The 23,522-nt window shown below is 73.0% G+C and carries 22 protein-coding genes; 13 read left to right on the top strand and 9 right to left on the bottom strand.

What is annotated here, in order from left to right; genetic code table 11:
• Position 1 precedes the first annotated feature (1 nt).
• Positions 2 to 742 (top strand): GH25 family lysozyme, encoded by a 741-nt coding sequence (locus ASD16_RS19280; RefSeq protein ID WP_055921563.1) that lies wholly within the window; start codon positions 2 to 4, stop codon positions 740 to 742.
• A gap of 34 nt (positions 743 to 776) precedes the next feature.
• The gene (locus ASD16_RS19275) at positions 777 to 1,502 is read left to right on the top strand and encodes a MerR family transcriptional regulator (RefSeq protein WP_055921560.1); all 726 of its coding nucleotides are present in this window, start codon (positions 777 to 779) and stop codon (positions 1,500 to 1,502) included.
• Positions 1,503 to 1,505: 3 nt separating this feature from the next.
• On the opposite strand, the gene ASD16_RS19270 is transcribed toward ASD16_RS19275, so the two are convergent.
• Positions 1,506 to 1,706, bottom strand: a complete 201-nt coding sequence (locus tag ASD16_RS19270) for a hypothetical protein (RefSeq protein WP_055921557.1) — start codon at positions 1,704 to 1,706, stop codon at positions 1,506 to 1,508.
• Between the two features lie 344 nt (positions 1,707 to 2,050).
• Positions 2,051 to 3,133, bottom strand: coding sequence for a winged helix DNA-binding domain-containing protein (locus tag ASD16_RS19265; RefSeq protein ID WP_055921552.1), 1,083 nt, complete (start codon positions 3,131 to 3,133; stop codon positions 2,051 to 2,053).
• Between the two features lie 75 nt (positions 3,134 to 3,208).
• Between ASD16_RS19265 and ASD16_RS19260 the strand changes: the two genes are divergently transcribed.
• From ASD16_RS19260 to ASD16_RS19225, 8 genes are all read left to right on the top strand, one after another.
• Entirely contained in the window at positions 3,209 to 3,625 is a 417-nt protein-coding gene (locus tag ASD16_RS19260; protein WP_055921549.1) for a VOC family protein, read from the top strand.
• A gap of 70 nt (positions 3,626 to 3,695) precedes the next feature.
• Positions 3,696 to 4,313: an SGNH/GDSL hydrolase family protein gene (locus ASD16_RS19255; protein ID WP_055921546.1), complete on the top strand. Its 618-nt coding sequence runs from the start codon at positions 3,696 to 3,698 to the stop codon at positions 4,311 to 4,313.
• Positions 4,314 to 4,705: 392 nt separating this feature from the next.
• Positions 4,706 to 5,641 (top strand): cysteine synthase A, encoded by a 936-nt coding sequence (gene cysK / locus ASD16_RS19250; RefSeq protein WP_055921543.1) that lies wholly within the window; start codon positions 4,706 to 4,708, stop codon positions 5,639 to 5,641.
• A gap of 46 nt (positions 5,642 to 5,687) precedes the next feature.
• Positions 5,688 to 6,275: a serine O-acetyltransferase EpsC gene (epsC, locus tag ASD16_RS19245; protein ID WP_235523430.1), complete on the top strand. Its 588-nt coding sequence runs from the start codon at positions 5,688 to 5,690 to the stop codon at positions 6,273 to 6,275.
• Between the two features lie 44 nt (positions 6,276 to 6,319).
• Entirely contained in the window at positions 6,320 to 6,739 is a 420-nt protein-coding gene (locus ASD16_RS19240) for a GntR family transcriptional regulator (RefSeq protein WP_082570998.1), read from the top strand.
• A gap of 2 nt (positions 6,740 to 6,741) precedes the next feature.
• Complete coding sequence (locus tag ASD16_RS19235) at positions 6,742 to 7,785, top strand: LLM class F420-dependent oxidoreductase (protein WP_055921540.1); 1,044 nt, start codon at positions 6,742 to 6,744, stop codon at positions 7,783 to 7,785.
• A gap of 8 nt (positions 7,786 to 7,793) precedes the next feature.
• A complete protein-coding gene (locus ASD16_RS19230) occupies positions 7,794 to 8,126 on the top strand; it encodes an MGMT family protein (protein ID WP_055921537.1) in 333 nt (110 codons plus the stop codon).
• 104 nt (positions 8,127 to 8,230) lie between these two features.
• A complete protein-coding gene (locus tag ASD16_RS19225; protein ID WP_055921534.1) occupies positions 8,231 to 10,138 on the top strand; it encodes an acyltransferase family protein in 1,908 nt (635 codons plus the stop codon).
• A 2-nt stretch (positions 10,139 to 10,140) separates the two neighbouring features.
• On the opposite strand, the gene ASD16_RS19220 is transcribed toward ASD16_RS19225, so the two are convergent.
• A complete protein-coding gene (locus tag ASD16_RS19220; protein WP_235523429.1) occupies positions 10,141 to 11,232 on the bottom strand; it encodes a PP2C family protein-serine/threonine phosphatase in 1,092 nt (363 codons plus the stop codon).
• Between the two features lie 95 nt (positions 11,233 to 11,327).
• On the opposite strand from ASD16_RS19220, the gene ASD16_RS19215 reads away from it, so the two are divergent.
• Positions 11,328 to 12,596, top strand: coding sequence for a GNAT family N-acetyltransferase (locus tag ASD16_RS19215; protein ID WP_055921801.1), 1,269 nt, complete (start codon positions 11,328 to 11,330; stop codon positions 12,594 to 12,596).
• A 10-nt stretch (positions 12,597 to 12,606) separates the two neighbouring features.
• On the opposite strand, the gene ASD16_RS19210 is transcribed toward ASD16_RS19215, so the two are convergent.
• A complete protein-coding gene (locus ASD16_RS19210; protein ID WP_055921528.1) occupies positions 12,607 to 13,056 on the bottom strand; it encodes a ribose-5-phosphate isomerase in 450 nt (149 codons plus the stop codon).
• A 114-nt stretch (positions 13,057 to 13,170) separates the two neighbouring features.
• On the opposite strand from ASD16_RS19210, the gene ASD16_RS19205 reads away from it, so the two are divergent.
• Positions 13,171 to 15,159, top strand: a complete 1,989-nt coding sequence (locus ASD16_RS19205) for a M13 family metallopeptidase (RefSeq protein ID WP_055921525.1) — start codon at positions 13,171 to 13,173, stop codon at positions 15,157 to 15,159.
• Between the two features lie 25 nt (positions 15,160 to 15,184).
• On the opposite strand, the gene ASD16_RS19200 is transcribed toward ASD16_RS19205, so the two are convergent.
• The 3 genes from ASD16_RS19200 to ASD16_RS19190 form a co-directional block, all read right to left on the bottom strand.
• Positions 15,185 to 15,715 carry a hypothetical protein gene (locus ASD16_RS19200; protein ID WP_055921523.1) on the bottom strand — a complete coding sequence of 177 codons (531 nt, stop codon included), beginning with the start codon at positions 15,713 to 15,715 and terminating at the stop codon, positions 15,185 to 15,187.
• 110 nt (positions 15,716 to 15,825) lie between these two features.
• Positions 15,826 to 16,446, bottom strand: a complete 621-nt coding sequence (locus ASD16_RS19195) for a hypothetical protein (RefSeq protein WP_055921519.1) — start codon at positions 16,444 to 16,446, stop codon at positions 15,826 to 15,828.
• Between the two features lie 67 nt (positions 16,447 to 16,513).
• Positions 16,514 to 18,061 carry an NAD(P)/FAD-dependent oxidoreductase gene (locus tag ASD16_RS19190; protein WP_055921516.1) on the bottom strand — a complete coding sequence of 516 codons (1,548 nt, stop codon included), beginning with the start codon at positions 18,059 to 18,061 and terminating at the stop codon, positions 16,514 to 16,516.
• A gap of 84 nt (positions 18,062 to 18,145) precedes the next feature.
• On the opposite strand from ASD16_RS19190, the gene pepN reads away from it, so the two are divergent.
• Positions 18,146 to 20,740 (top strand): aminopeptidase N, encoded by a 2,595-nt coding sequence (gene pepN / locus ASD16_RS19185; protein ID WP_055921510.1) that lies wholly within the window; start codon positions 18,146 to 18,148, stop codon positions 20,738 to 20,740.
• A 40-nt stretch (positions 20,741 to 20,780) separates the two neighbouring features.
• Here the strand turns inward: pepN and ASD16_RS19180 are convergent, their stop codons facing one another.
• The gene (locus ASD16_RS19180) at positions 20,781 to 21,317 is read right to left on the bottom strand and encodes a toxin (protein ID WP_055921507.1); all 537 of its coding nucleotides are present in this window, start codon (positions 21,315 to 21,317) and stop codon (positions 20,781 to 20,783) included.
• On the bottom strand, positions 21,314 to 23,473 hold the full coding sequence (gene malQ / locus ASD16_RS19175) for a 4-alpha-glucanotransferase (protein ID WP_055921798.1): 2,160 nt from the start codon (positions 23,471 to 23,473) through the stop codon (positions 21,314 to 21,316). Before malQ ends, ASD16_RS19180 begins: the two co-directional genes overlap by 4 nt.
• Between the last annotated feature and the right edge of the window lie 49 nt (positions 23,474 to 23,522).

Here is a 23,522-nt window from a genome sequence, read left to right as displayed (position 1 = left end):
GGTGCGTACCCGCAGCAAGGCGTTCGTCGCCGTCACGGTCGTCCTCGTCGTCGGCGCGCTCGCGGCCGTGCTCGTCGAGCGCGGGGTGATCTGGCCCAACCGCCTGCTGGCCGCACGGTACGAGGTGCTTGGTGTCGACGTGTCCTCCTACCAGGGCGCGATCGACTGGCCGGTGCTCGCGGCACAGGACATCGACTTCGCGTACGTGAAGGCGACCGAGGGGTCCGGGTTCGTCGACGAGACGTTCGAGACGAACCTGCAGGGCGCCCGGGAGGCCGGCGTCCTCGTCGGCGCCTACCACTTCTTCAGCTTCGAGAGCCCCGGTCGCGCGCAGGCGGAGAACATCATCGCGACCGTCCCCGCGGACCGCGAGCTCCTGCCGGTCGCCATCGACGTCGAGCACTACGGGACCTTCTACCGCGATCCTCCCGACCCCGAGACGATCCGCGCGGAGCTCGAGGCGCTCGTCTCGACGCTGCGCGAGCACTACGGCGTCGAACCCGTGATCTACGCGACGCAGGCCGCCTACAGCCGGTACATCGCCGGAGGCTTCCCCGACGCGCCGCTGTGGATCCGCGCCGTGTACCTGCCGCCACGCGTGTCCGACGGCCGCGCCTGGACGTTCTGGCAGTACTCGCACCGGGACCGTCTCGACGGGTACGACGGCGAGGAGTCCTTCATCGACGTCAACGTCTTCCGGGGGGACCTGGCCGATCTGCGGCTCCTCCGATCCGGCAGTTGACCCTCGGGCCACCCGAAGGTCCACAGTTCTGCTTGTGGACACCGACGAGATCTCCATCGGCAGGTTCGGGCGGCTCTGCGGCCTGTCCGTGCACACCCTGCGGCACTACGACGACGTCGGGCTGCTGACCCCGGCACGCGTCGACGCGGCGACGGGCTACCGGTACTACCTCCCCGACCAGCTCGAGCGTGCCCGCCACATCCGCTCGCTGCGCTGGACCGACCTGTCGGTGGAGGACACCCGCACGGTCCTCGACGACCCGTCGCGCGCCGACGCGGTGCTCGCCGCACACCGCGACAGGCTCGGACGTGAGCGCGCCCGCCTCTCGGCGAGCCTCGGCGACACCGAGCGGTTCGCGGACGACGGGCTCCCGGCCACGGCTCCTGCGACGGGCGCTCGCCCCGTGCAGGTCAAGCTGCTCGTCGCCGACCTGGATGCTGCGGCGGCCTTCTACATCGACGCGTTCGGGTTCGGGTACGAGGTCACGCAGCGCACCGCCGACGAGGACTTCTCCGGGTTCGTGTTCGGCCGGTACGGCGAGAGCGACTTCTTCCTCGTGCACCTGCAGACGGCCGACTACCCGGGGGCGGCGGGGCCGGCGACGATCGGGGTGCTCGTCGACGATCTCGACGTCGCCCACCGACGGGCGCTCGACGCCGGCGCGACGGAGGTCCTGGGACCCCACGACACGACGGGCATGCCGCGCTCGTCGGCCGTGCGGGACCCGGACGCGAACGTCGTGTGGCTCTACCAGGGGTGAGCGTCAGTAGGCGGTCTGGCCGCGCTCGGTGTTGAAGATGTGCCGGCAGCCGGGGCACTCGCCGCGGTCGGGGCCGTCGTCCTCGGGGAACCGGGTGGTCGGCGTGACGAACCGCCCGCAGACACTCATGCCGTCCCGGAAGAAGTGCTGCCGCCGATCGTTCCGGGTGAGTCGGAGCCAGCCCTCGGCGTACGTGGTGACCATGAGGTCAAGTCTTGTCCGGCCGTCCGGGCGTCGGCAGGGTCGAAAGGCCCGGGGGACGACAACGGCCCCGGTGCTGCGCCGCGACTCTCGTCGCGGGCTGCACCGGGGCCGCATGTCCGTCAGCACCTGTTGGCCTTCGCCCACCGCGCCCGCTTGTCCTTGTTGCGCGCGGCTTGAACCGCCCCCAGCGCCATTGGGGGCTGTCGAAGATCAGCCACCCGAACCATGGCCGTCTGCCGCTCTCGTAGCGGCGCGTTCCACCTCCGGGCCGATCTTTCACGATGGGATGCTGACACCATCGCGCAGACCGGGAGATCCAAGGTTGAACTATACACACGTTCTGGTCACCTGTCTAGCTCGAGCCTGACCGGTACCCCGGCGAACGCCGCGAGCCGGTCGAAGGACGCCCGCATCGCGTCGCGCTGATCGGCGTCCAGGCGCACCGCGAGGTGCGGCTCCGCGACGACGTGGTCACGCTCGACCACCCGACGCCACCAACCGATGACCTGGCTGTCGAGCACGAGCGGCTGGATCACCTGGTTGGTGCCGGCCGGCGCGACGGTCAGGCCCGCGATGTTCGCCGCCGCGCGGCCCTCGGTATAGGCGACGCCGTACTCGTCGTACCCCTGCAGCACGTGCACGGTCGGGGACGGGTCCCGGGTCGGTGCCTCCGCCGGTACGAACCAGTAGGTGAGCCCGTCGACGTCGACGGACGTCAGGTCGTCCCCGACCATCGCCAGGCCGCGGCGGATCTGCGTGAGCGCCAGGCTGGACCACCAGCGGAAGTCCTTGATGGTCGCCGGTCCGTGGCTGTCGAAGTACCGGCGGGTCAGCTCGGCGAGCGCCTCGTCCGCATCGAGCACCGGCGCCGGCGGCACCCGCTCGTCGAGCATCGCGTAGGTCCTCTGCTTCCCGCGCACCTCTCCGCTGACCACCACGGCCGCCAGCTCGGCCGCCATCACCAGGTAGGCGAGCCGGACGCCGCTCGCCTCGATCCCCCGGCGCGCCAGGGCCTCCTGCACCTGCGGACGGGTCAGGTGGTTCCCACCCCGGAGCGCCTCCCCCATCACGGAGATCGCCCGGTCCACGAGGTCGTCGTCGATCCCTGCCTGGCGCTCGTAGTAGCGGCTCGCCTGCCGCACCCGCGGTCCGGTGAGCGCCAGCATCCAGCGGACGTCCTCGGGGGCCACGAAGTGCCACGTCGGGCGCAGGACGTGCGTGCGCAGGACCGTGCCCGCATCCAGCGCCGCCTGGACCGCGGCGTCGTCGGCACCCGCGCTGCGCTGGCCGAGCGACCACCTGGCCATCGCGTACTCCTGGGCCTGCGACGCGCCGAGGTGCCTGACGACGGCCGCCGGGTCGGGCAGCGGCGGCCCGGACAGGCGGTGGTTGTGGAGCCGACGGTGCGCCACCTCGAGGCGGTCCATGAGGCTCGATCCTGTTGCGTGTGGGCGGGCGGTGACAAGGTGGCCGGGTCGGAACCCAGTCGAAGGAGACCACCCGTGGCGACATACCTGAACCCCTACCTGAGCTTCCGGGACAACGCCCGCGAGGCCATGGAGTTCTACCAGTCCGTGTTCGGCGGCGAGCTCGTCCTCAGCACGTTCGGTGACTTCCACGCCAGCGACGACCCCGCCGAGGTCGACAAGATCATGCACGGCCAGCTCGAGACGCCCGGCGGCCTCGTGCTCATGGGCGCGGACACGCCGGCCTCGATGGAGCGTGCGGCACAGACGAACATCTCCGTCTCGATCAGCGGCCAGGACCTCGCGGAGCTGCAGGGCTACTGGGACAAGCTCGCGGACGGTGGCACGGTTCTGCAGCCCTTCGCGGACGCCCCGTGGGGCGCGCGGTTCGGGATGCTCAACGACAGGTTCGGCACCCCCTGGCTGGTGAACTGCGGACCCGAGACGGCATAGCGATCCGTCGCGGGGCCCGCACCCTGAGCGACTCCTCCACGACCGGGAGGGGCCATGGTGAGGTGGCCCCATGACGACGTTCCTGCAGCCTGACGACCGCATCCTGCTCACGGGTGACTCCGTCACCGACTGGGGCCGCGACCGCTCCGACCCGACGAGCCTCGGGCACGGGTACGCAGGCATCGTCGCGGCGATCGCCGGCGCCAGGAGGCCGGATCTCGGCCTGACCTTCCTCAACCGGGGCGTCGGTGGTGACACGTCCGCCATGCTCCGCGCGCGGTGGGAGCAGGACGCGGTCGCGCTGGCACCGACGGTCGTGTCGATCCTCATCGGCATCAACGACACCTGGCGCCGGTACGACGCGGGCACGCCGACGTCCACCGACGAGTACGAGGAGAACCTGCGGGCCGTCGTCGGGACGGTCGACCGGCTCGTGCTGATCGAGCCGTTCGTCGTGCCCGTGACCGCGGCGCAGCACGCCTGGCGCGAGGACCTCGACCCGCGGATCGCGGTCGTGCGCCGGGTCGCCACCGAGCGGCGTGCCGTGCTCGTGCCGGCCGACGGGCTGTTCGCCGCCGCGGCCGCCCGGACCGGGCCTGTGACGTGGGCGGACGACGGCGTGCACCCCACGCCCGCGGGTCACGGGCTGCTCGCGCAGGCCTGGCTGGACGCGGTCGGCCTCGGCTGAACGTCCGCCTGGTGGGGATGCTTTGCGCGCGCGTGGGCGTTGACGCTAGCGTCGTGGCCGATCGTGTCCCGCAGCCGCGGGTACGACCTGACCGATCCGGTCCTGGAGGACGAAGCGATGCGCGTGCAGCCTGCCGCCCCCGCCGTCCTGCGCCGCGCCCACGTGGCGCTGCCGTGTTGTCGCTGTCTGTAGAGCGCTGGCTGCTCCTTCGCGCGAGAACCCCTGAACCAGGGGTCGACTCCCGCGCCAGCGCTCGCCCCGCACCGGGACGGACGGCCCCCCGCTGATCCGCTCCTCCGTCCGGCGTCCGTGCGCCGCCGGAGCCCCGGACGCATCGCTAGTCAGTCCCCCACCAGCTGCCGGCCGGCCGGCAGCTCGACCAAAGAGGAACCATGGCACGCATCTACGACGACGCCACCGCGCTCATCGGCAACACCCCGCTCGTCCGCATCAACAAGATCACCGACGGCGCCCCCGCGACCGTCGTCGCGAAGCTCGAGTTCTACAACCCGGCCAACTCGGTCAAGGACCGCATCGGCGTCGCGATCATCAACGCGGCGGAGGCGTCCGGCGAGCTCAAGCCCGGTGGCACCATCGTCGAGGCCACCAGCGGCAACACGGGCATCGCGCTCGCGTTCGTCGGTGCCGCCCGTGGCTACAACGTCGTCCTGACCATGCCGGAGACGATGTCCAAGGAGCGCAAGCTCCTGCTGCGCGCCTTCGGCGCCGAGCTCATCCTCACGCCGGGCTCCGAGGGCATGCGCGGCGCGGTCAACCGTGCCGACGAGATCGTCGCCGAGCGTCCGGGCGCCATCCTGGCCCGCCAGTTCGCCAACGAGGCCAACCCCGAGATCCACCGCACGACGACCGCCGAGGAGATCTGGGCGGACACCGACGGCGAGATCGACATCCTCGTCGCGGGCATCGGCACCGGCGGCACCATCACCGGCGTCGGTCAGGTGCTCAAGGCCCGCAAGCCCGGCGTGAAGATCGTCGGCGTGGAGCCGGCCGAGTCGCCGATCCTCAACGGTGGCGCACCCGGCCCGCACAAGATCCAGGGCATCGGCGCCAACTTCGTGCCCGAGATCCTCGACACCACGGTCTACGACGAGATCATCGACGTCGACGCCGAGACGGCCGTCAAGGTCGCCCGCCGCGCCGCCGCCGAGGAGGGGCTGCTGGTCGGGATCTCCTCCGGTGCCGCCCTGCACGCCGCGACGCTCCTGGCGCAGCGCCCGGAGAACGCCGGCAAGCTCATCGTCGCCATCGTCCCGTCGTTCGGTGAGCGCTACCTGTCCACCGTGCTGTACGCGGACCTCGTCGACTGACCTGCAGAACGCTCGCGCCACACCCGACGACAGGACGAAGGCATCCGTGTCCGACCACCACCTGCACTTCTTCGCGACCCTCAGGGAAGACCTCGAGGCCGCCCGGCACCGCGACCCCGCGGCCCGGTCGCTCGCCGAGGTCGCCCTGGGGTACCCGGGCGTGCACGCGGTGTGGGTGTACCGGCTGACGCACAGGATGTGGCACCAGCCCGGCCTGCGGCTGCCCGCGCGACTGGTCTCCCAGCTCGCGCGGGCAGTCACCGGCATCGAGATCCACCCCGGCGCCCGGCTGGGACGCCGGCTGTTCATCGACCACGGCATGGGCGTCGTCGTCGGCGAGACAGCCGAGGTCGGGGACGACGTCGTCCTGTTCCACGGGTCGACCCTGGGGGGCAAGTCGATGCGCCACGGCAAGCGGCACCCGACGCTCGGCGACGACGTGGTCGTCGGGGCCGGGGCCAAGATCCTGGGTCCGGTGTGGATCGGTGCGGGCGCGCAGATCGGTGCGAACGCCGTCGTCATCCACGACGTGCCGCCGGGCGCGATCGCGGTCGGGGTGCCGGCGACGATCCGGCTGCGCCCGGCGGCTGCTCCGTTCGACGTCGAGATCGACGACCCGGCGATCTACATCTGAGGCGTCTGATGTTCTAGTTGTCCTCGAACAACTAGGGTCGACGCATGCTCTTCCGCATCGATGCCGCGTCACCCGACCCGCTGTTCACGCAGCTGGCCGGGCAGGTGCGGGCCGCCGTCGCGCACGGTGAGCTGGTCGACGGCGAACGGCTGCCGGGCGCCCGGGAGCTCGCCGCGTCGCTCGACATCAACCTGCACACGGTGCTGCGCGCCTACCAGGAGCTGCGCGACGAGGGCGTGATCGAGCTCCGCCGCGGCCGGGGTGCCGTGGTCACCGCCCCCGCACAGGACAACTCCGAGCTGCACGCCGCCGTGGAGACGCTGGTGCGCGTCGCCGGGTCGCTCGGCATCGCCCCGCAGACCACCACCGCCCTGGTCACCGAAGCGCTCCGGCGACACGCGATACCCGGGGTAGCAGGTAGCCTGGCGCGGGCGTCGACGACGACGCCGGACCAGGAGGACTGACGATGCGGCTGGGCTACCACACGGGCTACTGGTCGGCGGGTCCCCCGCCCGGTGCGCAGGAGGCCGTCCTCGGCGCCGAGCAGCTCGGGTTCGACTCGGTCTGGACCGCCGAGGCGTACGGCTCCGACGCCCTGACCCCGCTCGCCTGGTGGGGTGCACGCACCTCGCGCATCCGGCTGGGCACGGCGATCGCGCAGATCTCCGCGCGCACCCCGACGGCCGCGGCGATGGCCGCCCTCACGCTCGACCACCTGTCCGGCGGCCGCTTCGTGCTCGGGCTCGGCGCCTCGGGCCCGCAGGTGGTGGAGGGCTGGTACGGCCAGCCCTACCCCAAGCCGCTCGCCCGCACCCGCGAGTACGTGTCCATCGTCCGGCAGGTCCTGGCCCGCGAGGCACCCGTCACGTTCGACGGCCAGTTCTACCGGCTCCCCCTGCCGGCCGACGAGGGGTCCGGGCTGGGCAAGGCGCTGCGCTCGACCGTGCACCCCCTGCGCTCCGACCTGCCGATCCACCTGGCGGCCGAGGGTCCGCGCAACATCGCGATGTCCGCGGAGATCGCCGACGGCTGGCTACCGCTGTTCTACTCCCCCCGCATGGACGGCGAGTACCGGACGCTCCTGGCGGAGGGCTTCGCCAAGCGCGCGGCCGGGCTCAGCCCCGTCGAGGACTTCGAGGTCGTCGCCACCGTCCCGGTCGTGATCGGTGCCGACGTCGAGTCCGCCGCCGACAGCGTCCGGCCGTTCATCGCGCTCTACGCGGGCGGCATGGGCGCCAAGGGCGCCAACTTCCACCGCGACGTGCTGGACCGGCTCGGGTACGCCGAGGCGTGCGACGAGATCCAGGCGCACTACCTCGCCGGCGACCGCGCGCGTGCCACCGCCGCCGTGCCGATCGAGCTGGTGCGGGACATCGCGCTGGTCGGGACGGTCGAGGACATCCGCGCCCAGCTCCCCGCGTGGGAGACCACGGCGGTCACGACGATGCTGGTCCAGGCCGACCCGCGCACGCTCCCGGCGATCGCGGACGCCCTGCGCGCACCGGCCTGACCCGCGGCATGGACGACGACTACGCGGAGGCCGTGCTCGACCTGGTCGCCGCCATCCCCGCCGGTCGCGCGATGACCTACGGGACCGTCGCGGAGGTCGTCGGCGACCTGCTCGAGGCCCGCGACGGCGTCCGGCGGGGCGGACCGCGGCAGGTCGGCCAGGTCATGAGCCACGCCGGCTCGGGGGTGCCGTGGTGGCGCGTCGTCAACGCCGCGGGCAGGCCGCCCGCCCGGCACACCACGCGCGCGCTGGCGCTGCTGGGCGACGAGGGCACCCCGCTCACCGCGGACGGCACACGCGTCGCGCTGCGTCGCGCGATCTGGTTCCCGGACGAGGACTGACCGGCCCGCGTGTCCGCGGCCGGATCGCCCGTCGACCCGACCTACCCTGGCCGCACGGGAGCGCCCCCAGGCACCCCGTGCACGTGCACCGACCCGGGAGATCCATGACCGTCACCGCCCAGCGCCCCGCGCTCGCGGAGCAGCGGTCGCCCCGCCCGAGCGTCCCGGCCCGCATGCCGCACCTGGGCGGGCTCGACGGGGTCCGCGCGATCGCCGTCGCCGGGGTGGTGATCTACCACCTGGGCGCACCGTGGATGCGCGGCGGGTTCCTGGGCGTCGACGTCTTCTTCGTCCTGTCCGGCTTCCTCATCACCACGCTCGTGCTCGACGAGGTGGAGGGCACCGGAGCCTTCTCGTTCCGCCGCTTCTACGCCCGGCGGGCACGCCGCCTGCTGCCGGCGCTCGGCCTGCTCCTGGTCGCGATGGCGGGCGTCGCGGTCGCGATGCCGAGCGAGGCGGCGGAGCTGCGCGGGGACATCGCCGCCGCCGCGACGTACGTGTCGAACTGGTGGCAGGTCTACGCGGACCGCTCGTACTTCGAGATGGTCAGCCGCCCACCCCTGCTCCAGCACCTGTGGTCGCTGGCCATCGAGGAGCAGTTCTACCTGGTGTTCCCGCTGGTCGTCGTGCTGGCGCTCAAGGCCGGCCGGGCGCGGGTCGGCCAGGTCGCCGGGATCCTGGCGCTGCTGTCGACGGTGGCGATGGCGGTCCTGGCCATCCGTACCTCCTCCCCCGTGCCGAACGACCCCAGCCGGGTGTACTTCGGGACCGACACCCACTCGATGGGGCTGCTCGTCGGCGCCGCGATGGCCGCGGCCTGGACCCCGTGGCGCACCTGGGACCGGACGGGGTCGTGGCTCCGCGAGCGCGGCCGGGCGGTCCGGCGGTTCGAGGCGGGCGTCACCGACGTCCTCGGGCTCCTCGCTCTGCTCGGGGTCGTCGCGGCGTTCGTGTGGGTCGACGAGTTCAGCGACGCCCTCTACCGCGGCGGCTTCCTCGCGTTCTCCCTCGTGGCCGCGGTGCTCGTCGGGGCGGTCGCGGATCCCGCCGGGCTGCTCGGGCGCGCTCTCGGCCGCCAGCCGTGGCGCTGGCTCGGCGAGCGGTCCTACGGCATCTACCTGTGGCACTGGCCGGTCTTCATGCTCAGCCGCCCGGGGGTGGACCTCGACGTGTCCCCGTGGCTGGTCACGATCCTGCGGCTGGCCGCGGTGCTGGGCGTCGCGGAGCTCTCCTACCGGTTCGTCGAGCTCCCCGTCCGCCGAGGAGCCGTGGGCCGGGCGGTCGCGCGGGTGCGGCGGCCGCACGAGGACCGGGCGCGCACCGTGCTGCGGGTCGTCGCCGCGGCCGTCGGTCTCGCGGTGGTCGGCGGGGTGGCGACGGCAGCCCTCGCCCAGGTGCCCCGGGTGGGCGGGGACGTCGCGTCGTGGCAGCCGGCGCCCGTGGCCACGGCGACCTCGCAGCGGTCGACCCCGACGCCCACCCCGACACCCACGCCGACGCGGTCGGAGACCCCTGCGGCCGTCCAGCCGCCACCTCCGCCGCCGCCGGAGGAGGTCGGTGCCGTCTCCAGCATCGGCGACTCCGTCATGCTCGGGGCCGCCGCCGACCTGGCCGCCCGCGGGGTCGCCGTGGACGCCGAGGTGTCACGGCAGTTCGGCGCCATGCTCGAGCTCGTCCGCGCCGGCGTCGCCGCAGGGACCCTCGGGCACACGGTGATCGTGCACGGCGGGACCAACGGGCCGATCGACGAGGCCAGCCTCCGGGAGCTGCTCGAGCTCACGCGGGACCGGCGCGTCTACCTGGTCAACGTCCACGTCCCGCGGACCTGGGCGGACTACAACAACGAGCTCCTCGCCCGCGTCGCTCCCGAGTACCCCCAGGCGCACCTGCTCGACTGGAACACGCTCGGCGCCGCCAACCGCGCGTGGTTCTACGACGACGACATCCACCTGCGGGCCGGTGGCGGTCGCGAGGGGTACGCCGACTGGCTGGTCCGGTCCGTGCAGCCCTGACGTCAGTCGCGGTGCACCAGCACGACCGCGCGGTCGTCGTCGTCACCCGCCCTGACCGCGGCCAGCACCGCCGCCGCGGAGCCGCGGCCGGGCGCCAGGACGCGGTCCGCCGCCCCCATGAAGCGGTCGATGCCCTGGTCGAGGTCTCCCCCGCGCACCTCGATCAGACCGTCCGTGTAGAGCAGCAGGACGTCGCCGTGCTCCATGCGTCCCGCGCGTGACTCGCACCGGATGTCGGCCACCACCCCGAGCGCGGGGCTGCCGACCGTGTCGATCAGCTCGAGGCGCCCGGAGCCGGCGTGCAGCTGGACCGCGGGCGGGTGCCCGGCCGACGACACCCAGAAGTCGCCCGTGCGCAGGTCGAGCGCGAGGTGGATCGCCGTCGCGAAGCCCTCGTCCCACGCCTGCGCGAGCAGGTACTGGTTGGCGGCGCGGAGGAACTCGTCGCGCGGCATGGCGCCGAGCAGACCGCCGAACGCACCGGACAGCTGCAGCGAGCGCACTCCCGCGTCCAGGCCCTTGCCGGACACGTCGACCAGGACGATCTCGAGCGCGTCCGCGTCGGACCGGGTGCCCGCCACCATGAAGTCGCCGGAGAAGCCGTCGGCGTGCGCCGAGCGGATCTCGCTGTCCACGCGCCACCCGGCGGGCAGCGGGGGGACGCGGCCGTGCGCGGCGAGCCTGTCCCGCAGGTCGACGAGCATGAGGTCGCCGGGCGCCCCCTGGAGGCCGAGGCGCTCCCGCTCCCGCGCGAACGCGATGGTCGCGCCGACGGAGACGGTGACCACGACGAGGATGCCGGGGATCATCGACGTCGCCCCCCACCACCACAGCCACCACGAGCACCCGAGGATCGCGACGCCGAGCACCACGATGTTGCGCAGCCGCAGCAGGAACACCGCCACCAGCTCGACGAGCAGGAAGGTCGACGGCGGGACCCACTCGGGCTGCTGCGCGATGCCCAGCGTCAGGAGCCCCACGCTGAGCACGAGGGCCGCCGTGAGCGTCACCTGGGAGCGACCGCTCCACCGGCGCAGCACCAGGCTGGCGCGGGTGAAGAGCCCCTGCGCCGGCACCCATCGGGTTCCCCTCACCTGGCGAGCGTATCCGCAGGTCCGGGGCATACGAATGTCTCCGGCGCGCCGGAAATGACGTGCCGATCCGGGTGCCGTGACGGACGATGGGCGGCATGACCCCGCTTCCCGACGGATACCGCCTCGTCGACGTGCCCGAGAGCCGCAAGGACGAGTACCTCGAGGTCGACCGCCTGGCGTTCGCGTTCGACTCGAACGCCGAGACCGACGCCCTGGTCCCCATCACCTTCGAGTGGGACCGCGCGCAGGCCGTCGAGGATGCCGACGGGGTGCTCGCGGCCGTGCACGCGTCGTACGCGCACGCGATGCCGGTGCCGGGCGGGACGATCGCCTGCTCGGGGCTCACCTGGGTGGGCGCCCGGCCGGACCAGCGTCGCCGTGGCCTGCTGACGGCGATGATCGACTCCCACTTCGCCCGGTCGCTCGCCCGCGACGAGCCGATCTCCGCCCTGTTCGCCGCCGAGCACGCGATCTACGGGCGGTACGGCTACGGATCGGCCGCCGACGACGTCCGCGTGAAGCTCGCCCGGGGTGCCGCGCTGCGTGACGTCCCCGGCGCCGACGAGCTCACGGTGAGGCTGGCGACCGCCGACGTCGCCCGGCACAGCGCCCTGGTCGACGCCGTGCACCGCGCTGCGGGCGCCGGCCGGCCCGGCTGGACCACGCGGGACAGCGAGGCGTGGCGCACCCGGGTGCTCGTCGACCCGCCGGCGTGGCGCGAGGGTGCCGAGCCGTTGCGGATCGTCACGGTGCACGACGCCGCGGGCGACGTCCGCGCCTTCGCGCTGTTCCGGCGCAAGGAGAACTGGGCGGAGGGCGGCCCCGCCGGGACCGTCAAGGTGCGCGAGGCGGTCGCCGTCGACGCGGCGGCGACCCATCGCCTCTGGTCGTTCCTGCTGGACCTCGACCTCACCGCCACCGTCGAGGGGCCCATGCTGCCCGTCGACGACACCCTCCTGCACCTGCTCGTGGACCCCCGCGCGGTGGTCCCCAAGGTCAACGACAACCTCTGGGTCCGGATCCTCGACCTGCCCACGGCCCTCGCCGGACGCCGGTACGCGGCACCGGTCGACGTCGTGCTCGACGTGACCGACACCCGCCTGACCGCGAACGCGGGCCGGTGGCGTCTGACCACGGGCGCCCGGCAGGACGACGGGACGTACCCGGCCGAGGTCACCCGCACGCAGGACGACGCCGACCTGACGCTCGACGTCCGCGAGCTCGGCGCCGCCTACCTGGGCGGCCGGTCGCTGGCGGCGCAGGCCCGCGCGGGCCTGGTGACCGAGCAGACGCCCGGTGCGCTGCAGTCCGCGGCCGTCGCGTTCGGCTGGCCGGTCGCGCCGATGTGCAACTACGTCTGGTGACCTGCGACAGCTAGCGTGCGGCCTCGTAGTCCGCGAGGAGGTCGATCCGGCGCTGGTGGCGCGCGTCGTGGCTGAACGGCTCGGCCACGAACGCGTCCACCAGCTCCAGCGCCTCGTCGACGGAGTGCTGACGGGCGCCGATCGCGACGACGTTGGCGTCGTTGTGCTGACGGCCCAGCTGCGCGGTCGTGAGGTTCCAAGCGAGCGCGGCGCGCACCCCGGTGACCTTGTTGGCGGCGATCTGCTCACCGTTGCCCGAGCCGCCGATGACGACGCCGAGCGAGCCCGGCTCGGCGACGACGGCCTCGCCCGCCGCGAAGCAGAACGGCGGGTAGTCGTCGAGCGCGTCGTAGGTGTCGGCACCGTGGTCGACGACGTCGTGGCCCGCGGCCCGCAGATGCTCGACGAGAGCGACCTTCAGCTCGTAGCCGGCGTGGTCGGAGGCGACGTGGATGCGCATGAGGCCATCCTGCCGCACCACCCCCGGGGCGCCGCGTCGGCAGTCCGGCAGGCGGTCGTCAGCCCTGGGCGTAAGCGTCGGCAGAGCAGAGCTACCCGTCCGTAGGCTGTGCGCATGACGCGCAGTGGCATCGACCTGTCCGCACTCGACCCCGACGTCCGCCCCCAGGACGACCTCTACGCCCACGTGAACGGCCGCTGGCTCGCGGCGCACGTGATCCCCGCGGACCGCGCGATGGACGGAGCGTTCCGCGCCCTGCACGACCACGCGGAGGAGCAGGTCCGCGACATCATCGCCGACGCCGGAGCGTCCGCCGCTGCGGGGACCTCCACGGACCCCGTCGAGGCGAAGGTCGGCGCCGTCTACGCGTCGTTCATGGACACGGAAGCCGTCGAGGCCGCCGGCATCGCGCCGCTGCGCACCGATCTCGCGCTCGTGGAGGCGGCGACCACGCAGGCCGAGCTCACCGGGGCGCTGGGGGCACTGCAGCGCACCGGGGCCGGCGGTGCCGTCGGGTTCTACGTCGACAACGACGCCAAGGAGCCCACCCGCTACGTGGTCCACCTCGCGCAGGGCGGCCTGGGTCTGCCGGACGAGGCCTACTACCGCGACGAGCAGTACGCGCCGGTGCTCGCCGCGTACCGCCCGCACGTCGCCCGCATGCTGCTGCTGGGCGGAGCCGCAGCGGACGAGGCGCAGGCCGACGAGCTCGCCGGTCGCGTCGTGGCCCTGGAGACCTCGCTGGCCGCGGGGCACTGGGACGTCGTCACGGACCGGGACGCCGACCTCACCTACAACGCCCTGACCCTCACCGCGCTGGCCGAGCGCGCCCCCGGGTTCGACTGGCACTCCTGGGTGCTGGCGCTCGGGGCGCCCGCCGCGGCGTTCGACCACCTCGTCGTGCGCGAGCCGTCCTTCGCGGAGGCGTTCGCCGCGCTCTGGGCGAGCGAGCCGCTGGAGGACTGGAAGGCGTGGCTCAGCTATCACGTCATCTCCGACCGGGCGCCGTACCTGAGCGACGCGCTCGTCGAGGCGAACTTCGACTTCTACGGCCGGACGCTCACCGGCGCACAGGAGCTGCGCGACCGCTGGAAGCGCGGCGTCTCGCTGGTCCAGGGCGTGCTCGGCGAGGCCGTCGGCAAGGTCTACGTCGAGCGGCACTTCCCGGCGGCGCACAAGGCGCGGATGGAAGGGCTGGTGGCCAACCTGGTCGCCGCGTACCGCGAGTCCATCTCGCAGCTGGACTGGATGGGCGAGGAGACACGCGCGAAGGCACTGGCCAAGCTCGAGGCGTTCACCCCGAAGATCGGGTACCCCGCCCGCTGGCGCGACTACTCGACGCTCGTCGTGTCGGCGGACGACCTGCTGGGCAACGTGCGCCGCGCGTACGCGTTCGAGCAGGACCGCGACCTCGGCAAGATCGGCAAGCCGATCGACCGCGACGAGTGGTTCATGACCCCGCAGACGGTCAACGCCTACTACAACCCCGGGCTGAACGAGATCGTGTTCCCGGCCGCCATCCTGCAGCCGCCGTTCTTCGACGCGGATGCCGACGACGCCGTCAACTACGGCGGGATCGGCGCCGTGATCGGCCACGAGATCGGCCACGGGTTCGACGACCAGGGGTCCAAGTACGACGGCGACGGGCGCCTCGAGGACTGGTGGACGGCCGACGACCGCGCCGAGTTCGAGTCGCGCACCAAGGCGCTGATCGACCAGTACGCGGAGTTCTCCCCGGTCCAGCTGGACGGGTCGCACCACGTGAACGGCGAGCTCACCATCGGCGAGAACATCGGCGACCTCGGCGGGCTGTCCATCGCGTTCACGGCCTACCGGATCGCGCTCGGCACCCCGCTCGAGGACGCCCCCGTGATCGACGGGCTGACGGGCGCGCAGCGCGTGCTGCTCGGCTGGGCGCAGGTCTGGCAGTCGAAGGGTCGCGACGAGGAGCTGATCCGGCGGCTCGCCATGGACCCGCACTCCCCGAACGAGTTCCGCTGCAACGGTGTGGTGCGCAACGTCGACGAGTTCTACGCGGCCTACGACGTGCAGCCGGGTGACGCCCTGTACCTCGCCCCCGAGGAGCGCGTCCGCATCTGGTGAACCCTCCTGGTCCGGGCGGCCGGCGTCAGGCCGGCAGCTCGGACCACGAGGCGCGCGCCAGCTGGAAGCCGGTACCCGACCCGTCGACGCACTGCACGCCGTCGGTCGCGCTGCGGCACGTGTAGTCGCCGACGCTCGTGGTCATCCCGTACTCGAGGACGGGGACGTCGTCGCCCGCGACCGCAGGCGCCGGCCCGCTCACGCAGTCGAACGCGACACCGTCCGCGTTCAGGACGATCACGTGGCCGGTCACCTCCGTGCATCCTGCGACGACCGGCGGTGCGTACGTGTAGCTGGCGATGGTGCAGGTCACGCCGTCGACGGACATCGTGCACGCGATGTTGCCGCTGGGCAGCGCGAACGCGACCGGCTCCGTGGACGAGGACGACGAGCTCGACGTCGGGGTGCTCGACGCGCTCGCCCCGGCGGTCGCGTCGTCCGAGCCGTCGTCGCCTCCGCCGTCATTGCTCAGGTAGACGATCGCCATGATCAGCAGGAGCAGCACCAGCACCGCGTCGACGATGACGAAGAGCCGGATCGTGCGCGCCGAGGTCATGCTGCTCCGTTCCTCCCCGTGGGGGTCGCCGACCCGCCCCGTCCGGGGCGGAGTCGGCGACCAGGATCACACGGGACGAACCGGACGGGCCAATCTTCCTGGTCGGATGCTCAGAACGACGGGCCGGCGGTCCGCGAGCGCTTGAGCTCGTAGAAGCCGGGGACGCTCGTCATCAGGGCCAGACCGTCGAACAGGCGACCGGCGGCGTCGCCTGTAGGGGCGGGCGTCATGACCGGACCGAAGAAGCCGACGCCGTCGATGGCGACGACCGGGGTGCCCACGTCGTCGCCGACGAGCGAGATGCCCTCGCCGTGCGACTCGCGCAGCAGCGCGTCGACCTCCTCGGTGCCGGCGACGGCCGCCAGCTCTGCCGGAAGACCGACCTCGGCCAGCGACTCGGCGATGATCGCGGCGGTGTCCGTGCGACCGCCGGGGTGGCGCCGCGTGCCCATCGCGTCGTAGAGGGGCTTGATGACCTGCTCACCGTGGTCGCGCGCGGCGGCGATGATGACGCGCACCGGTCCCCAGCCCTCGTCCATGAGGTCGCGGTACCGCTCCGGCAGGTCGTCGCGCTTCTCGTTCAGCACGGACAGGCTCATGACGTGCCAGCGGACGTCCACGTCGCGGATCGCGGCGACCTCGTCCATCCAGCGGGACGTCATCCACGCCCACGGACAGGCCGGGTCGAACCAGAAGTCGACGACGGGGCGGGCGGTGGGCGTGCTCGTCACAGAGTCCTCCAGAGATGTCGGTGCCTGGCGCAACCATCGCGCCGCGCCCGAGTATTCCCGCAGGTCGTCAGGCTGTGCCGAGCACCGCGAGCGCGGCGGCGCGACCGGGGATGCCGCTGACACCGCCTCCGCGGCGGGCTCCTGCGCCGGCGATCAGGACGCGTGGGTCGGCCGTCTCGACACCCCACGCCCCCACCTCGTCGTCGTGCTCGGCCCAGGGCCACGCGAGGTCGCGGTGGAAGATGTGGCCGCCGGGCAGGCCGACGTCCGCCTCCAGGTCGACGGGGCTGCGGACCTCCAGGCAGGGCGCCCCGGTCGCGTCGCGGGCGAGGCAGTCCTCGAGGGGTTCCGCGAGGACGCTGTCGATGGACCGCAGCGTGGCGGCCAGCGCGCGCTCGCGCGCACCGTCGGGGTCGGCCGCGAAGAGCCGCGCGGGCATGTGCAGGCCGAAGGCCGTGAGCGTGTGGTGCCCGGTCGCGCGGAGCTCGGCGCCGAGGATCGAGTCGTCCGTCAGCGAGTGGCAGTACGTCTCGACCGGGGGCACGTCCGGGATCGTGCCGACGGCGGCCTGCTGGTAGGCGGTCTCGAGCTCGCTCGCGGACTCGTGCACGTGGAACGTGCCGGCGAACGCGACGGCCGGGTCGATCCCTGAGCGCAGCCGCGGCAGGCGTGTGAGCAGCATGTTCAGCTTGAGCTGCGACCCTTCGGGGGCCGGTCCGGGAGGCCTGCCGAGCAGCCGGTCGAGGACGGCGGGAGCGCACGCGGCGAGCACGTGCCGCGCGCCCACCCGGTGGGTCACCCCGTCGGCGTCGGACCACGTCACCTCAGCCGGGGTCGTCGCGCCACCCGGGTCGACGGCTGCCACGTCGGCGGACGTGACCAGCTCCGCACCGCCCGCGCGGGCCGCCACCTCCAGCGCTCCGGACACGGCGCCCATGCCACCGACGGGGACGTCCCAGTCCCCCGTGCCGCCGCCGATCACGTGGTAGAGGAAGCACCGGTTGGCTCGCCCGTCCGGCTCGTGCGCACGCGCGAACGTCCCGATGAGCGCATCAGTCAGGACGACCCCGCGCACCAGGTCGGAGGCGAACGACGCGTCCACGAGCTCGCCGATCGGGCGCTCGACCAGGTCGCGCCAGTCGTCCTCGCGCAGCAGGCGGCGGGCGTCCGCGGCGGACATCAACGGCTCGGTCATCGTCGGGAAGAGACGTGCCGCGACCGTGCCGGTACGCCACGCCAGCTCCCGCCAGGCGGCAACGTCCCCGGCCGCGCCGACGGACGCGAACGAGGCGTCGGTCCCCTGACGGTCGCCCGCGTCGACCAGCAGACCTGCGCCGTCGGGAGCCGGCGTGTAGGAGGAGATCCGTCTGCGGCGCAGCTCGACCCGCAGCCCGAGCTCCTCGCGGACCTGTCGCGGCATCAGCGAGACCAGGTAGGAGTACCGCGACACGTTGGCGTCGACCCCGGGGAACGCGCGCGCCGACTGCGTCGCACCGCCCAGGTGGTCCGCCCGTTCGAGCAGCAGGACGGTCCGCCCCGCGCGGGCCAGGTAGGCCGCCGCGGTCAGGCCGTTGTGGCCCCCGCCGACGATGACGGCGTCGTAGGTCGCGTGCACGCGTCGACCTTAGGACCCCCATCGCTGCGTGCGATGATCGACCCGGCCAAGAGCCCACCCGATCGCGTCCCGAGGAGTACCTGCGTGCCTGGAGAGAACCTCACCCGTGCAGAGGCGCGCGAGCGCGCCGCAGTCGTCGCCACCGAGTCCTACGACGTCACCCTGGACCTCACGACCGGTCCCACGACGTTCGGCTCCCGCACCGTGGTGCGGTTCACGGCGACACCGGGCGCCTCGACGTTCATCGACCTGATAGCGCCGACCGTGCACGAGGTCACGCTCAACGGGCGGTCGCTGGACGTCGCCGCGGTCGTCACCGACGCGCGCATCCAGCTCGACGGCCTCGCCGCGAGCAACGAGCTCGTCGTCGTCGCCGACGCCGCGTACATGAACACCGGCGAGGGGCTGCACCGCTTCGTCGACCCCGTGGACGACGAGGTCTACCTGTACTCGCAGTTCGAGGTGGCCGACTCCCGGCGCGTGTTCGCCGTCTTCGAGCAGCCCGACCTCAAGGCAGCGTTCACGTTCACGGTCACGGCTCCGGCGCACTGGACCGTCGTGTCGAACTACCCGCAGGTGGGCATGCCCGTCGTCGTCGAGGGTGGCACCAACCTCAACGGCGGCGTCGACAAGGGCACGGCGACGTGGTCGTTCGAGACCACGCCGCGCATCTCGTCGTACATCACCGCCGTCATCGCGGGGCCGTACCACGCGGAGCACCGCGAGCTCACCAGCCAGGACGGCCGCATCATCCCGCTGGGCGTCTACTGCCGCGGCTCGCTCGCCGAGCACCTGGACACCGACAACATCGTCGACCTCACGCGCGCCGGCTTCGACTTCTACGAGCGCGCCTTCGGCGTCCCGTACCCGTTCATCAAGTACGACCAGCTCTTCGTGCCGGAGTTCAACGCCGGGGCCATGGAGAACGCCGGCGCGGTGACGTTCCTCGAGTCGTACGTCTTCCGGTCCAAGGTGCCCGAGGCCACCATCGAGCGCCGCGCCGTGACGATCCTGCACGAGCTGGCGCACATGTGGTTCGGGGACCTGGTCACCATGCGCTGGTGGGACGACCTGTGGCTGAACGAGTCGTTCGCGGAGTACATGTCGACGCTCGCCACCGCGCAGGCCACCCGCTGGACCAGCGCGTGGACCACGTTCTCCTCGATGGAGAAGAACTGGGCGTACCGGCAGGACCAGCTGCCCTCCACGCACCCGATCGTCGCGGACATGCGCGACCTGGAGGACGTCGAGGTCAACTTCGACGGCATCACGTACGCCAAGGGCGCGAGCGTGCTCAAGCAGCTGGTGTCGTGGGTGGGCCAGGACGAGTTCTTCGCGGGCGTCCGCGCCTACTTCGCCAAGCACGCGTGGGGCAACACCGAGCTGCGCGACTTCCTGACCGAGCTCGAGGCCACCAGCGGCCGCGACCTCTCCGCGTGGTCCGGTCTCTGGCTGGAGAAGGCGGGCGTCACCCTGCTGCGACCGTCGCTCGAGGTCGACGACGCGGGACTCATCACCTCGTTCGCCGTCCTGCAGGAGGTGCCCGCCGAGCACCCGGTGCAGCGCCCGCACCGCCTCGCGATCGGCGGCTACGACCTGTCCGACGGCCGCCTCGTCCGCACCGTGCACGTCGAGCTCGACATCGACGGCCCGCGCACCGAGGTCCCGCAGCTCGTCGGCGCGCAGCGGCCCACGCTCCTGCTGGTCAACGACGACGACCTCGCCTACGCCAAGGTCCGCCTCGACGAGCAGTCGCTGGCCGCCTCGATCGAGCACCTCGGCAAGTTCGACGACTCGCTGCCCCGCACGCTCGTGTGGACCGCCGCCTGGGACGCCACCCGCGACGGCGAGACGCCCGCCCGGGACTTCGTCGACCTGGTGCTGAACAACATCGCGCACGAGACGGACTCGTCCGTCGTGCTCGTGCTGCTGCGCCAGCTGTCCACGGCGCTCGACCTGTACGTGGCACCCGAGCACCGCTCCGCCACCGAGATCGCGGCGGCCGACCGCCTGCTCGCTCTCGCCCGCGCGGCCGAGGCCGGCTCCGACACGCAGCTGCAGCTGGTGAAGTCCTTCGCCGGACGGGCCGCGACCAGCGAGCAGCTGGACGCCGTCCGAGACCTGCTGGACGGTCAGGCGACGCTCGAGGGACTGTCGATCGACACCGACCTGCGCTGGGAGCTGCTCACCTCGCTGGTGACCGGTGGCCGCGCGGGCGACCCGGACATCGCCGCCCAGCTGGCCGCCGACGCCACCGCGACCGGTCAGCGCGCCGCAGCCGCCGCGCGCGCCGCCGTGCCGACGCCCGCCGCCAAGGCGACCGCGTGGGCGTCGGTGGTGGACCAGGACGGTCTGCCCAACGCGATCCAGGCCGCGACGATCGCCGGGTTCGGCCGCGTGCACGACCGCTCGCTGCTCGTGCCGTTCGTCGAGCCCTACTTCGCCGGGCTCGAGTCCGTGTGGGCGGACAAGACCAGCGAGATGGCGCAGAACATCGTCGTCGGCCTGTACCCGACCGAGCTGGCCGACGACGCATCGGTGGACGTGCTGGGCGCGACCGACGCCTGGCTCGACGGCCACCCGGACGCCCCCTCGGCGCTGCGCCGGCTGGTGCTGGAGTCCCGCGACGGTGTCCGCCGCGCGCTGGCCGCACAGCAGGCAGACCTCAGCCGCGCCTGACTCACCGCGCGGCGGCCACCCGGCCGCCGCGCGGCGCTGGTCAGACCTGGTCCAGCCAGTGGGCCGCCTCGCGCGGGCTGCGCAGTCGGACCACCGGGATCGGGGACTGCGTGGCGAGCGCCGAGTAGCGGGTCCGGTTGCGGGCGTGCGACGTCCATGACCACAGCACCACGTTCTGGTCCGGGTCGGCGTTCAGCACGTTGCGCAGGTTCTCGCGGTTGCCGTGCCACAGCTCGGTGCGCAGCAGCCCGCGGCGCACGGTCCGTCGGACCACGCGCGACATCACTGTCCGGCGGGGGTAGTCGAGCCAGACGAACGCGTCGGCGTCCTCCAGGAGTCCCTCGGTCCCGGTCGTCCAGTTGCCGTCGGTCACCCACCCGTGCTCCGCCGACGCCACGAACGCACGGATCAAGGAGCGCGCCTCGTCCGGGTCGCGCTTGGTCCAGCCGGCGTCCCAGAACACCTCGTCCAGCTCCAGGTGCGGCACCCCGAGCCGCGCAGCCAGGCGACCGGCGAACGTGGTCTTCCCGGAGCCCGAGGTCCCGACGACGCGCACCCGGCGGAGCTGCCCGGTCATGCTCCGCTGTTGAGGACGGCCGCCAGCGACCGCAGCCGCTGGTTGGTGAACAGGTCCTCCACCAGCACGACCCGGCCGGAGCTGTCCGCCAGCGGCACCTTCCAGTTCGGGTACTCCTGGTCGGTCCCGGGCTGGTTCTGCGCGCGCCGCTCCCCCACCGCGTCGGCCAGCGAGACCCCGACCAGCACGGACGGGGTCGCCATGACGTAGCGGTGCAGCGCCTCGACGATCTCGCGCTCCGACGGGTCGTCGCCCACCAGGCCACGGTCGCGCAGGGCGCCGAGCATCTGGTCCTTCTCGGCCAGCGCCGCCGCACGGACCACCGCCACCGGGTCCGTCAGCAGGCCGAGGCGCTCGCGGATGGCCACGTGCTCGCCGGCCAGGTATCCCGCGGTCGGGGGCAGGTCGTGCGTCGTCACCGTGGCCAGGACGAGCGGACGGTAGTGCTCGGGCGCGAGCGGGGCGCCGTGCATGTCGCGCTCGAACCAGAGCACCGAGGTGCCGAGGATCCCGCGCTCCGACAGGTAGTCCCGCACCCACGGCTCGACGACGCCCAGGTCCTCGCCGATGACGACGGCGCCGGCCCGGTGCGCCTCGAGCGCCAGGATGCCGACGAGCGCCTCGTGGTCGTACCGGACGTACGCGCCGTCGGCGGAGTCGGCGCCCTCGGGGATCCACCAGAGACGGAAGAGCCCGATGACGTGGTCGATGCGGATGGCGCCCGCGTGCCGGAGCACCGTGCGCAGCATGTCCCGGTACGGCTTGTACGCGGCCCGCGCGAGGGCGTCGGGCCGCCACGGCGGCTGCGACCAGTTCTGCCCCTGCTGGTTGTACATGTCCGGCGGCGCTCCCACCGTGGCGCCGCGGGCGAGCACGTCGCCGAGCGCCCACACGTCGGCGCCCTGCGGGTGCACCCCGACGGCGAGGTCGTGCATGATGCCCAGCGCCATGCCCCCGTCGAGGGCGGCCCGCTGTGCCGCGGCGAGCTGCTCGTCGGCCACCCACTGCAGCCACAGGTGGAACTCGACCCGCTCCGCCAGCTCGACGCGGAGCTCGGCGACCAGCGAGGACGACGGGTCGAGGGCGGCGGCCGGCCACGGCGTGACGTCGGCGTACTTCTCGGCGAGAGCGCACCACAGCGCGAACGTCTCCAGCCCGAAGCCCTCCTGGTCGACGAACGCGTCGAACGCGGCCTGCCGGGCGGCCGACCGCGGGGCGGCGAAGACGACCTCGAGCGCGGCGCGCTTCGCGGTCCATGCGGCGTCGCGGTCGATCGGGCCGGCGTCGTCGTCGGTGGCCAGCACCGGCTCGGACGCCCACTCCACCAGCGTGCGGTCCGCCGACGACAGGTAGCCCGCCTCGCGGACGTCCTCGACGCGGATGTAGAGCGGGTTCACGAAGCGGCGCGTCGTCGGCAGGTACGGCGACGGCGTGAGCGGGACCGTCGGCTCGGCGGCGTGCAGCGGGTTGATGAGCAGGAAGTCGGCGTCGAGCTCGCGCCCGGCGAGCCAGCCGATCTCGGCGAGGTCCGCCAGGTCACCGACTCCCCACGACGCGCGCGACCGCACCGAGTAGAGCTGGGCCATGAGCCCCCACGCCCGCCGCTCGCGCAGCGCCTCGGGAAGCTCCAGGTGGGACGGCGTCACCACCAGGGGGCTGTGCGCGCTGGCGCTCGGTCCCTCGGCGACGATCTCGTGCCAGCCGAGCGGCAGGTCCGTGGGCAGCGTGAACGTGGCGCGCCCGACCAGCCGCCCGTCGACGGTCCGGGGCTCGACGGGCACGTCGGCCTGCGCGACCTCCCGCCGACCGCCGCCGACCTCGGGGTCCAGCTCGATCCACACCTCGACAGGGTCCTCGTGCGTGACGTGCACCGCCACGTGCGCCTGGCGGCCCTCCCGGACCACGAGCACCGGCGGCAGCACGCGGCGCCACGGCATGTCCTCGACGTGGGCGATGGCCAGGTCGACACGCTCCGGGGAGGACGCGTCGACGCCGAGCGCCCCCAGCACCCCCTGCAGGGTGGCGGCCGACGCGCGGCGGCTCTGCCCGTGGAAGTCCCAGTGGTCCGGCACCACCCCGTAGGCCCCCGCGAGGCGCAGGAGGGCGTCGGACGCGGTACCCGGGTCGTCTGCCACACGCCGATCCTGCCAGAGCATCACGCGCGCACGCAGGACAGACGCTCCCGATCGCGTCACTCGCGCACCC

Origin of the sequence: Cellulomonas sp. Root485, assembly GCF_001426705.1 — a bacterium.
In the GTDB taxonomy this organism is placed as follows: Bacteria; Actinomycetota; Actinomycetes; order Actinomycetales; family Cellulomonadaceae; genus Cellulomonas.
Note: the sequence above shows the minus strand (reverse complement) of the source record. Positions and strands in the feature narration are given on the sequence as shown.